This is a genomic window from Vibrio tritonius, from assembly GCF_001547935.1.
GTDB classification, from domain to species: Bacteria; Pseudomonadota; Gammaproteobacteria; order Enterobacterales; family Vibrionaceae; genus Vibrio; species Vibrio tritonius.
On record NZ_AP014636.1, the window covers coordinates 1,449,966 to 1,462,855 of the forward strand.

General features: G+C 43.3%; 9 protein-coding genes. 3 read left to right on the forward strand and 6 right to left on the reverse strand.

All coding sequences use genetic code 11. The annotated features are described in order from the left end of the window. Positions 1 to 23: 23 nt before the first annotated feature. Positions 24 to 932 (reverse strand): aldo/keto reductase, encoded by a 909-nt coding sequence (locus JCM16456_RS21775; protein WP_068718427.1) that lies wholly within the window; start codon positions 930 to 932, stop codon positions 24 to 26. Between the two features lie 215 nt (positions 933 to 1,147). Next, positions 1,148 to 1,789 carry an outer membrane protein OmpW gene (gene ompW, locus JCM16456_RS21780; protein WP_068718429.1) on the reverse strand — a complete coding sequence of 214 codons (642 nt, stop codon included), beginning with the start codon at positions 1,787 to 1,789 and terminating at the stop codon, positions 1,148 to 1,150. A 309-nt stretch (positions 1,790 to 2,098) separates the two neighbouring features. Here ompW and JCM16456_RS21785 point away from each other — a divergent pair, with 309 nt between their 5' ends. From JCM16456_RS21785 to JCM16456_RS23935, 3 genes are all read left to right on the forward strand, one after another. After that, complete coding sequence (locus tag JCM16456_RS21785; RefSeq protein ID WP_068718431.1) at positions 2,099 to 2,521, forward strand: Hsp20/alpha crystallin family protein; 423 nt, start codon at positions 2,099 to 2,101, stop codon at positions 2,519 to 2,521. A 299-nt stretch (positions 2,522 to 2,820) separates the two neighbouring features. Further along, a complete protein-coding gene (locus tag JCM16456_RS21790; RefSeq protein ID WP_068718433.1) occupies positions 2,821 to 4,785 on the forward strand; it encodes a glycoside hydrolase family 3 protein in 1,965 nt (654 codons plus the stop codon). A 78-nt stretch (positions 4,786 to 4,863) separates the two neighbouring features. Next, positions 4,864 to 5,031: a hypothetical protein gene (locus tag JCM16456_RS23935; RefSeq protein ID WP_156430590.1), complete on the forward strand. Its 168-nt coding sequence runs from the start codon at positions 4,864 to 4,866 to the stop codon at positions 5,029 to 5,031. A gap of 89 nt (positions 5,032 to 5,120) precedes the next feature. On the opposite strand, the gene JCM16456_RS21795 is transcribed toward JCM16456_RS23935, so the two are convergent. From JCM16456_RS21795 to JCM16456_RS21815, 4 genes are all read right to left on the reverse strand, one after another. Beyond that, complete coding sequence (locus JCM16456_RS21795; protein ID WP_068718435.1) at positions 5,121 to 6,290, reverse strand: response regulator; 1,170 nt, start codon at positions 6,288 to 6,290, stop codon at positions 5,121 to 5,123. A gap of 48 nt (positions 6,291 to 6,338) precedes the next feature. After that, positions 6,339 to 11,132: a PAS domain S-box protein gene (locus tag JCM16456_RS21800; protein ID WP_082712412.1), complete on the reverse strand. Its 4,794-nt coding sequence runs from the start codon at positions 11,130 to 11,132 to the stop codon at positions 6,339 to 6,341. 282 nt (positions 11,133 to 11,414) lie between these two features. Then, positions 11,415 to 11,885 (reverse strand): hypothetical protein, encoded by a 471-nt coding sequence (locus JCM16456_RS21810; RefSeq protein WP_068718441.1) that lies wholly within the window; start codon positions 11,883 to 11,885, stop codon positions 11,415 to 11,417. A gap of 93 nt (positions 11,886 to 11,978) precedes the next feature. Continuing rightward, complete coding sequence (locus JCM16456_RS21815) at positions 11,979 to 12,866, reverse strand: hypothetical protein (protein WP_068718443.1); 888 nt, start codon at positions 12,864 to 12,866, stop codon at positions 11,979 to 11,981. Positions 12,867 to 12,890: the final 24 nt, after the last annotated feature.

Sequence of the window (12,890 nt, forward strand, 5' to 3'; positions counted from 1 at the left end):
TTTCGCGCGTATCTAAGCACTGGTTAAGCCACATCTTGCCCCGTAGATGCACGCCAAACACGATACCACTGCTCACGAGTCAGCTCTAATGAAAGCCCATCTACCACATTTTTCACTCGTTCAAGATTACCTGAACCAATAATTGGCAGAGGTTTCGATGGGAAACGACGTACCCAAGCGTAAATTACCTGTTCACGATTAGCTGCCCCAGTTTCTTCTACCAAAGCATCAAGTTCAGTGAGTAATCGGGCTGTTCTCTTATCTGTGGCTTTAAAAAGGTGCCCACCAGCCAAACATGACCATGCCATTGGACGAACGCGTAAACGCTGCAACTGATCCAATGTGCCATCGTCTGCCACAGCAAAGTTAAGCGGGTTAATTTCGACTTGATTGGTGATAAGACCATTTGGCATGCGTGATTGGAGTAACTCAAATTGGCTTGGTGTGAAATTAGACACACCAAAATGAGCCACTTTGCCACTCTGCTGCAAGCGTTCAAAACATTGCGCCACTTCATCAGCATCCAAAAGCAGATCTGGACGATGGATTAAAAGCGCATCGATCTGTTCTACACCAAGGCTAGCAAGAGAACGTTCGACCGAAGCGGTGATATGAGCCGCTCCCGTATCATAATGCTTAATTTTGCTGGTCGGAAAGGCATCGCATGGCACGATAATATCGCATTTGGTGACAATCTGAATTTGCTGGCGAAGCTCTGGTTTTAACGCCAGCGCTTGACCAAAATTGGCTTCACAGTGGTACAACCCATAAATGTCGGCCAGGTCGACTGTCGTAATACCCAGATCAATATGTTGTTCTAAAAAACGAGTTCGTTCTTGAACCGACATATTCCAGTCATCTAAACGCCAATATCCTTGTACTAACTCTGAAAACAATGGGCCTGACGGCGCCATTTTTACCTGTTCAACCATATGAATCTCCTATTTTTTCCAATAGTAAAGACGCACACGAACAATCACAAAACCAATCAATAACTCTGCTTGTTAACTCACAATTTCACTTTACACCACACATTTTGTTACAGCGTCACTTAAAATTGGCATTTATTGGAATTTATCACCCACAACAAAAAAGCGTGCCCTAAAGGCACGCTTCGACATTGCTCAACATATTCGTTGAATAAGACTTAGAAGGTGTAACCAACCGACGCCATAAAGACAACAGGGTTGATGTCTACGTCAGTTGATACTTTCGTGCTACCAAGCTTGTAGTGCGCAGTGGTATCAATGTCTGCGTACCAAAGTGATGCGTTCACAAACCATGTGTCGTTCACTTGATAATCAACACCGATATTCGCTGCTAGACCCCAAGAATCGTCTAGATCCAAGTCTGATAGACCTGCTGTATGACCATTATTGTTAAAATGAGCGTCATAAAAGTTAGTGTAATTCACACCCACACCCGCGTATGGCTGCCATTTTGCCGCAGGTTCATTGAAGTAGTATTCAACCATCAATGTTGGTGGCAACTGTTTAGTCGTTGCGATATCGCGATTTAGCAGGTCAGTAGAAATATCGTGTGAAAACGGTGTTGCTGCTAAAAGAGAAAGACCAACATGATCAGTTAGCATGTAATCAAACGTTAAACCAAGTTGAGTATTGGTGTTAACAGCAAGTTTACTTGTTGTACCTGTGATGTCATCACTATCGTCTAGAGGGATTACTGATGCGATACCCGCACGCATAAAGAAATCACCTTGTTGGTGAGCAAGTACGTTAGTTGATGCTAGGGCAGAAAGGACTGCTAATCCACATAATGCTTTTTTCATTTGTTATTTTCCTTTATCAGGGCTAGTAATTATTTTTCTGCGCGCAGAGTAGCACACCAAAAACACGCCGTTTTGACTGAAATCAATTTGTAACAATCCAACCCTATAAAAATAACTATATGCAACTTCCATCACCATTTTTCGAACAATATTCAACGCTATTACAACTAGTTATCAATTGGTTAATTTATTTTTATTTTCTGTTCTTGAAAAGACATAAGTGAACCCTAATATAGAAATTGGGTTGGATATAACACCAACCCATACAATGTGACTAGAAAGCACTAATTCTCAAACAGGAGGTATATTATGAGCTTGATTCCACGTGATTCTTGGTCAGACTTCAATCGTTTGTTTAATAATGCGTTTCCGTCTATTCGACCACGTTTCGAAGCCGAATTCTTTTCTCCACGCGTTGATGTAATAGAAAAAGAAAACGCTTTTGAAATCATTGCCGACTTACCCGGAGTCGCCAAAGAAGACGTCACAGTCACCTGCCACAACGGCACCTTGACTATTGAAGCCCAAACCAAAAAAGAACAAGAGAAAAAAGAAGGTGACCAAATGATTCACCGTGAACGTTATCACGGGAAAATGGTTCGCAGTTTCTCTTTGGGTGACAATATTAATGACAAAGAGATATTTGCAGAATTCAACAATGGTGAATTACATGTGAATATCCCTAAAATGGAAGCTCAATCAGAAAACGCGAGAACCATTACCATCAACTGATAAATACGTCATTGGTCCGCGCAATAGAGAGGCATAATAATAATGCCTCTCTGCTGAACAGCTAATACTAATAATAGAAGGCAAGCCTACAATATGGGGCTCGCCTTTTTTTTGATTGCGAAGCGTGATCGCGGTTGCATATTAGTCCGCTTAAACTCTTTAAACTCGTTCGTACTGGATTGTTACTGTTTCGACAGGCAAAACCTGGAGGCTTTCTTAACGCCCCCAGGTTTTTTTATGTCCAAATTTTGAGTTCTAACCATTGGTTACACCATTAACGATAACAAAGAGACCCTACGATGATAAAACCACTAATGGCACTGCCTCTTGCCCTATTACCTTTGAGTATTATGGCTGCTACACAGCAACCCAAGTTGACCTATGAGAACGCACCTATCCTTACCGTCAATCAGCTGCAATTCAAAGATTTAAATCGTGACGGCATCCTCAATCCATATGAAGATTGGCGCCAATCTATTGAGGTTAGAGCTAAAGATTTGGTTGCACGCATGACGTTAGCCGAAAAAGCAGGCGCAATGATGCACGCCTCAGCGCCCTCACCTGAAAGTGTACTCGGTCGTGGTCCAGTCTATGACTTCACACAGCTAACCAAGATGATTCAGCAAGACAATGTGAATGCCATGATCACTCGTCTTGATGGCGATGATCCAGCCCGCTTTGCCACGCAAAACAACAAACTGCAAGCGCTAGCAGAACAGAGCCGTTTAGGCATTCCCGTTACCGTCAGTACCGACCCTCGTAATGCATACCACTATTCAACCCACGATGATATTGATAGTGCCGCGGCGGGTAAATTCTCCCAATGGCCTGAATCACCTGGCTTCGGTGCAATTAACGACCCCGAACTTACCCGCCAATACGCTGATATTTTACGTCAAGAGTATCGTGCAGTTGGCATTACTGAAGCCCTATCACCTCAAGCCGATATAGCTTCAGAGCCTCGTTGGGCGCGCATTAATGGCACCTTTGGCGAAGACCCTCAAGTCATTCACGATATGGTAGAAGCGTATGTTGAAGGAATGCAAAACGGCCGCACCGGTCTAAATGCGGGCAGTGTGATTACAGTGGTGAAACACTGGGTTGGATATGGCGCAGCCAAAGATGGTTGGGATAGCCATAACTCCTATGGCCGCTTTGCTGACTTTGAAGATAACAATCTGCAAGAGCACATTTATCCGTTTGAAGGCGCATTTGATGCAAATGTTGCCAGTATCATGCCTACTTACTCGATTTTGCAAGGGGTGAAAGTTGATGGCAAACCGATTGAACAAGTGGGTGCTGGTTTTAGCCATTATTTACTCTCTGAGCTATTGCGGGATCAATATCACTTCAAAGGCGTAGTACTGAGCGACTGGCTAATCACAGCAGATTGTAATGACTCTTGCCAACAAGGAGCCCCAAAAGGAAAAGAGGGCCGTCCTGAAGATCTTGGCATGTCATGGGGAGTGGGCGAGCTTTCCATCGAACAACGCTTTGCCAAAGCCGTTAAAGCGGGCGTCGACCAATTTGGTGGCGTAGCCGATCCACAGCCAATCATTCAAAGCGTCAAAGATGGTCTACTGACTCAACATGACATCGACCATGCCGTGACTAAAATCATGGAGCAAAAATTTGCTACTGGCTTATTTGAAGCCCCATTTGTCGATGCGAGTATCGCTAGTAAAAGCTTAGGCGCACCACAAAATCAGGCGATTGCTGATGAGGCACAAGCTCGCTCATTGGTTCTACTGAAAAATGATCATTTGCTACCTTTAACCTCTGGCACCAAAGTGTATCTTTACAATATTGAACCCGAAGCCGCCACAGCAGCCGGTTTAACCGTTGTAACCACACCAGAAGCCGCTGATGTAGCATTAGTCCGTGCAGAGGCGCCATTTACTCATCCACATCCAAACTATTTCTTTGGTGTGCGCCAACACGAAGGACCATTGAATTTCGATAGTAGCAATCCTGATTACAAGATGATTCAATCACTAAGCAAAAAGTTACCTACTGTTGTCAATATCTATCTTGATCGCCCTGCCATTTTAAGTCAAATCCAACCTTCCTCTAGTGCAATTTTGGCGAACTTTGGTGCTAATGATCAGGTGTTAATGAATGCGATAACAGGCAAACATACCGTCTCAGGAAAACTGCCTTTTGAATTACCAAGTTCAATGAAATCAGTTAAGGCGCAACATTCTGATAAACCGCACGATTCAAGCAATCCTCTCTACCCGATTGGGTTTGGATTAACCTTGTAAGTTTATGGATAAAGTCGCTATAGGGGCGCTCCGCGCCCCTTATGAGGTCATTTGGGTATATACCCAAATGACCTCAAGATGCAGACTTCAGAGCTTCATCAACAAGCACAGGTCAAGCTCAATGACGGAAGGAATGGTCATTCCCTTTCAACGTCATTGGGCGCTGAAATGGGCTTGTTGATGAGCTCCCAAAGGGCGAGTTGTATTCGCTCCTATGCTGCGTTACCGATTTTCTACGTAGAATAACTAGGTATTCAAATCGGTGCCTTGCCTATGAGCGAATACATTCTCGCTGAAACCGCATCTTGAGGTTACTTGGGTATATCATGTTAATATCACTCGGCAGCGACGATGTATGGTGTTATCTTACGGATTAAGATCTCCGCATTGGTCGGTTTGACAATATAATCCACCGCGCCAGATTTAATCGACTTGCTAAACACTTCCTTGTCTGAAAAGCTGGTGAGCATAATCACCGGAATGGTGGCTAGTGCAGGCGTGCTTTTTAGGAGAGTTAATGTCTCAAAACCATTCATGACCGGCATATCAATATCGAGCAAAATAAGGTCTGGCTCTGTGGATTGGGATTTAAGCAGCACTTCAACCCCATGATTGGCCAATTCCACTTGATAACCTCTAGGTTCTAAAATCGAACGAATAATTCGCTGCATTACCGGTTGGTCATCAGCTACGATAACCACTGGCAAATTCATTTTATCAACGTGAAGCTTGGGTTTTGCCCGTTCGATACTATTTTCAAAACTGGCAAACATTTTTTGTTGAAAAGCCATCAATTGAGACAGTTGTGCCTTGTTATTGTTGGGGGGCAACAAAGTATTTAAATTAGACTTATCTTTTTCCGTCAAGCCATCAATAACCTCAGAAAACAGGTTTTCCCAATATTGGTCACCGAGTGTCTCCGTATTAGGTTCTCTGTCTAATATACTCTGTAACAGCAGAGCGCTTTCGTTGCGATGAGTGATGGTACTCTCCAATAGACGATTGAGTTCTTCATTGCTTTTCGCAATCTCATTGGTCATCGTACGACTTTCTAACTCCGCATAATAAAGGTCAGCACGGGTCATGGCATGTTGACTAACTCGATTTAGCATCAACTGAACTTTACCCAAATCGTAAATCGGGCGCATCGTCTCATAACTGTAAAAAAGATTATTGCGACACATTGTAAACGCCGATGCCCGTTTGTGTTTGTCACAAATCAGTACTGCTTCACTAGGGTACTTCTTCCAAAGAGAGGGGGACTCTTCGTCTTGGTTTTCGACAGCACGAATAAAATTCAATGCTGTAGTTGGCGACCCACACGCAAAGACGAAAACAGCGCTGTAATGGGCGTCCTTCATCAATCTAAAAAAGCGTGGCATGTCGTGCTCCATACTCAATTCATAGATAGAGTGAAAACACGGCATTACAACCGGCTTAATAATATCGAGCACATCCAGTGTGTCATAAAACAAAAATGCACTTAATTTGGCATCAGCTTTCATCACTTCTCCTAATACACTGGTTGTTTATCATGGCGTAATATTTTGAGGTCATTTAGGTATAACCCCTTTGCCCTTCAAATGTAGTTCAAGTTGTGACATCTGTTCATCAAGTTGTTTTAGCCAACCAACAATCTCTTGAAAAGAGTCAGATTGCTTCTCGATAAAAGCAAATAATTGACTCATACCAGCTACGCAACTCGAAGCAGCTGCACCTTTACAACCATGAGCAATGCGACGAATTTTTTCTTGATTTTGGTCGGCCAACGCTTGCTCTAGCAGTTCTCGCTCAATTAGTAAATTATCCCAAAACATCAATAAAATAGCGTCAATCAGCTCCTGATCATCAGAGCCAATAACCTGAGTTAACGCAGTATAATCCACCGGAATGGCTAAGCTATCATGCTCTACTGATGCGACCACTGGAGCCTTGATGTCACTCGCTACGTGGTCATCCTCCAACGAAAACAACGTTGTAGATAATGTATCATCAGCTTTTACTTCATTTAACCGCATGACCTGCTGATTAAGCACTTTACGCAAAACTTTCAATTCAACAGGCTTGCTGATGTAATCATCCATCCCTTGAGCCAAACAACGCTCTGCTTCCCCTGCCATGGCATTAGCAGTTACGGCAATAATAGGAATCGGCGTTTTATTATGCTTATGTTCCCAATCACGAATTGAACGAGTAAGCTCATAACCATCCATCACCGGCATATGGCAATCGGTTAACACCAAAGCAAAATCACCTTGAATAAAGGCGTTAAAAGCGTCTTCGCCATTGCTTTCCATTTGATAAGAAAAACCGAGTTGTTCTAGTTGTTTTGCAAGAACCAATTGGTTGGTCGGCTGGTCCTCAGCACATAAAATCCGCACATTCTGACTATGCTTAATTGGTATTAGCTGCTGAGTCTCTTTTGGCTCTTCACGCCATTCCACATCTGGGCTTTCCAATCCACATAAGACGGCTAAACCAAATTGCAATTCTGAAGGCTTAAGTGGCTGACTTTCAATATGATAATCACTATTTGTTTGCGTCTCTTCCTTAGCAGAAATGCACAAACGATGACCGAGAGAGCCATCCACAGCTCTGTCATGGTCAGTGATCAAGATGTCTGCTCCATTGTTCCCATACAGCACCATGTCAAAACCAAGCAATGCCGTCATACGTTGACACAAACGCTGCCATACAGGGTTATCACAATCAATCAGAACGGATTTCTCAGGGAAAGAATACGCTGGTTTACTTTTTTCATGCTCTCGAACAGGCAACACCACACTAAACGTACTGCCAATATCAAGCTCACTCTCCACTAAAATTCGTCCGCCCATCATTTCGGCAAACGATTTAGAAATCGTCAAACCTAATCCTGTACCACCATATTTACGCGTAGTTGAAGAGTCAGCTTGGGTAAATGGCTTAAACAAACCAGCAATTTGGCTATCCGTCATACCAATGCCATTGTCTTGTACGTTAATCCATACTTCACCTTGCTCATCATCGTAGTGACTACTTACTTCAATACAGCCACGCTTGTGTAATGCCCCTGAAAACTTAATGGCATTACCTAATAAATTCATCAAAATCTGTCGTAGACGTACCGCGTCAAGTTCAAGCAGTTCGGGCAGATGAAAATCGTGCTCAATGTAGATATCAACATTCTTGTTGAGAGCACTTACCCACAGAGCTTCTACGCTTTTTTCCATAATGCGCAAAACAGACGTAGGTGACATATCCAGATCCATCTGTCCTGATTCAATCTTAGAAAAATCCAATACGTCGTTAATCACTTCAAGCAATGAGAATGATGAATCCCGAACGGTGCGAACCATACGTTTTTGCTCATCATCTAATAACGTGCTTTGCAACAAATCAATCATGCCGATCACCCCATTCATTGGCGTGCGAATTTCATGACTCATCGTCGCCAAGAAACGAGATTTGGCGTCGTTCGCCTGTTTAGCTGAACGGGTTTCATTCTCTAATTCACCACGAATACGATGCTCTTCAGTCACATCCACATTTAGGCCATACACATGCTGAGGTTTGCCTTCATCATCTGTTACCACATAAGCTGCAGCTTTTACCCAATGCTCTTTTAAGGTGCGATTGTTGATAATACGAAATTCGTATTTATACGTTAGTCCCTCACCTTGACTCAAAGTGTATTGAAACGCCTTTTCGGCGCCTGCTCGGTCATCCGGATGAACACTATGACGCCAATCGTCGTTTGTGATGGTTTTACTCGAGTCAAAACCATACAAACGATACATATTTTCATCCCAAATAAGTTCGTTTTTGGCAAAATTATAGGACCAATTACAAATCCCCCCAGCCTGAGAGGCGAGCTCAAGACCTTTAAGTAATGTATAGCGCTCGTCGTTTGCATCTTTTAACTGCTTTTCAAAGGCCTTACGTTCCGTGATATCTTCTAACACGGCAATCGCATACAAAGGATCGCCATTGCTGTCTTTCACCATGGATACGGACAAGGTTGCCCAAAACGGTTCTCCACCTTTTCGAAGATACCGTTTATCTAAGCTAAAGTTCGTCACTTCACCGGCCATCAATCTATCTAAATGAGCATTAACCACATCGAGATCTTCTTCATAGGAGAGTAAGCGCAACTTTTGTCCTAATAATTCATATTCTTGGTAGCCAAAGCTAGCACACAGTTTACTGTTCACCTCGATCAACTCACCGGTTAAGGTCACCCGAGCAATCCCTATCGCTGCATTACTAAATGCAGCACGGTAAATAACTTCTCTTTCATACAGTTCCTGTTGTAATTGCCTTTCGCGAGCTGCGATACACTCTTGCTCGGTGATATCACGAATAACACCAACATACGTCGTCTCACCGTTATCAAAACTCGCACCAAATGTGACTTCAACAGGGAATTGTCGTCCTGACCGATGTCGTGCTGTTAGCTGGTGCAAAATACCCAAAGTTTTCTTGTCAAACAGTGTCATTTCCGTTGTCGCTGTTAAAGCATTCTCATCTAGTCCTATCGACGGCAATAATAGATCCAGTTTTTCTCCGATGATCTCATGTCGTTGGCGACCAAAAATCAGCTCTAACGCTCGATTAATTTCCAACACTTGCCCCGCTTCACTGACAACCACCATGCCATCAATTGCCGTATCAAACACAGCACGTAAGCGGTTTTCAGCTTCACGACTCGATAGTGTTCGCTCTTCAACCTCTCGTTCTAACTCCCATTTTCGCTGGTCTTCTTGGCGTTTAAATTCCGTCATATCATGTGAAACACCAATGTAATGGGTAATGATGCGCTCTTCATTAAAGACGGGGTCGAGACGCAAATGGTTGTAAAACAGTGAGCCGTCTTTTTTGTAGTTACGCACAATCACAGTACAGGACGAGCCTGTACTGATCGCATGTTTGATCTGAGCTAACTCCTCTTGATTTGGATCTTCCCTATGCAAGAAACCAATGCTACGACCAAGGAACTCATCAGCACCATAACCAGTAAGCATCTCCATCGCTCGGTTAACAAACACCACTGGGTGATGTCGCTCCGTGACATCACAAATCACCATGCCCGAAGTCGTAGAGTCCATTGCGCGCTTTTGTAGACGCATCACTTGCTGTAATTGGTCGTTAATCAACATTTGTTGGTCTTGCGATCTCAGTATCATGTTGATTCCAGCCATAGCTCGGCTTAAATCACCAATTTCGTCGGTTCGTTCTGTACCATCAATAGGTAATTTTCGTTGCCCCTGCTCCATCAAACGACTCGCCGTTATTAATTGTCGAAGAGCCAGTGAATGGTGAAAAATGAGATACGCGACCGTCAGCAATATCGCGAACAGTATCACCAACAAAATCACTAGGGAGTTAGATTGTAATTGCTGGGTTTTGGCAAATGCCTCAGAGCTATTAATACGAATCAAGGCAGACCAATCCAACCCTGGGAAATCCATCACCCCCTGATTATGAGCGTACCCCGTCACCTGCTCCAGATGCTTACGAGAATTGATAGAAAGGTTGGCTCCGGTCAAACCAGCCACCGCCAACTTAGCACCTTCAACCCCTTCATCTGCCAAATTTAACGTACTGAGGACAGCAAAGTCCCTCTGATAATCCGATTGGTTCTGCGAAAGTGGATCCATATCGACAAGCACTCGACCTTCCGCATCAAGTAAGGTAATTTCAGTGCTCGGCAATCCATCTTCAGAGAGGATTTGATAAGTGCGATAGATGAGGTCTTCTATGGCGGAAAAATCCATTAAATTAACCCATACGCCAAGAATTTCACCATTTGCAGAGGTAATTGGCTTAGCAAATAAGAGATCGTAATAACGGGATTTTTGCCTTAACACATCGTGCAAAGGGCCTGTGACATAAACAGCTTCTGCAGCAGACCTATCCAAAGCCTCACCACTTAATACCGCTTTAAACCAAGGCATAGCCGCAATTTCTTGCGCGCTTATTTGTAATGGCTGTAACCTTTTTCCATGGCTATTCATCGTATTCGCAGCCAATAATTGACCTTTTGTATCAAACAAAACAATACGGCGATATACTTTGTAATTATCGACAAGAGCATTGAGGTTACGGGTTATTTCCTCTTCGGCCGCACCAATATCTCGAGTACTGGTCATATGCTGTATCGTCAGAGGGAACGTGGTGGTGTCGTGATAACGTTCAAAAAGGTTACGCTCAATCAATTCCATTAAAAGCTGAGCTTCTCGCTCGACACGATAAAGCATATTTTCTTTGAATAGCTGTTTTCCCTTAATACCAACACTGTAAATGCCGACAATAGCAATGAGACCACTTATGGCAAACAGCAAAGGGATTTTAACGGTTAATCTCATTCAAGGACTCGCAAACGCCAACCAAACTTACATCATTTGGAAAAATCAAATGATAGCGAAGCACACGCTAACCAAAAACGTCGAGATGCCAGATAACAGGCTCACACGAACCTATCTGCAATTCAGGTGGGAGCAAAATAGGCGATGTTTATAATAAAAATCGTCAGACTTAGAATACGGCATTCATATGATTTGATCATCCGACGAACACTAATTATTGATAAAACACCTATTAAGTGTTAGAAAACAGAGCCATACGGCTCTGTTTAATGGTACAGCTTGTTATTTTAACTTTAACTGCTTTACTGCCTGAGCAATATTAAACACTGGTACCTCACGCGCAAAATGAGCAACCTTATCCGCATCAAGCCCAGCTATTAGATTTTCGTTTGGCTTTTCAAACACATTGACGCTAGTGAAAAAATTCAAAAGCGTATCATTGCCATCTTTGATCAGTGCTTTTTTTAGCGTTTGAGTTTCTTGCGCGGAGCATCCATACATCTTGTCTTGATAGAGATAGATAACCACATTTTTTTGTTGGGCAGGCTCAAGTGAGTTAAACCATTTGTTGTCTTTAGGGAAGGCATACTGACTCGTCCTTGCTTGTTGAATGCACTCTCCGTACGCATCATCCCAAGTCGTTAGTGCTTGAACACTGTTCGTGTCTTGCACCGGTGGTGGTGTCTTAGATTGGCTCGCACAGCCTACAAGTAAGCTAGTAGAGCAAATAGCGATTGTGAGTAATGGTTTCACTGACAAACCTCCAAATCAATTAATGTGTCTGCGAGTTAACCATTTGAGATTTAGAACAGTGTAAATGGCGAGTCAGAGTTATGAATATTCTAATTATAGAACGCTCGTTTTTTCAAAAAGTTGAGAAATAGTTGGCGCTTGCAACCAAGTCCAATCTTGAGGTAGCGCAACATCTGGGTTGTGTTGAGTAACCACGCGAGCATTTGCCTCATCACCACTTTCACTGTACGTAGCCAGTTGGGTGATTAACTGTATTTCACGGTCATCTTTAAGCGGGTTTTGAAACTGCTCCATTATCCCCCAGCCTCCATCCCAAGGCAGCAACTCCACACTACTCAAAGCAAATAGATCACGAATAATATTGCCTCTGATGTAGACAAGCCCATGAAAATGCAAGCTACCAAAATGGTCTGGACGAACCAATCCATCAATGCAGTGCTTCCATGCTCTACCAGCCGGAATAAAACTGTCTGAAGGGAGATCATAAGGGTTAAAAGTGATCGCTAAACGATGCATCTGCCTTTCATCAAGCATGGCGTCCACACCAACCCATCGCTGCTGTTGTTCATGCCAGTATTCACAAATCCAATGGTCTTCATACACATCAGGAACGAGGTAATCGGCATACCCACAACGAACCCGAGCTGGCGTATCGTGCATTCGAATTAACGCACATAACATTAAGGCAAAATGACGGCCCACAACAATAACTCGTTTATCTGGTGTGAGGTTATTGACCAGATCAGCCGATTGTCTTTGGGATAACACACTAAGAATATCAAGTGCACTGCGCAGTTGCATTTCTCTGTGGGCCGTAGCTAAACTGGTATAACAATGATAGCTTTCCAACCAGTAAGCATGGATGAGATGGGATTGGATCCACTGACATAATGCGGGAATATCAGGTGCAATTAAGCTAAGCTCGTTTTTGTAACTTCCTAGGTCAGTGTACTCGCTATAGAGATCGTTACTCCAGTCCATAGTGGGTCATCTCCTTTACTGCCA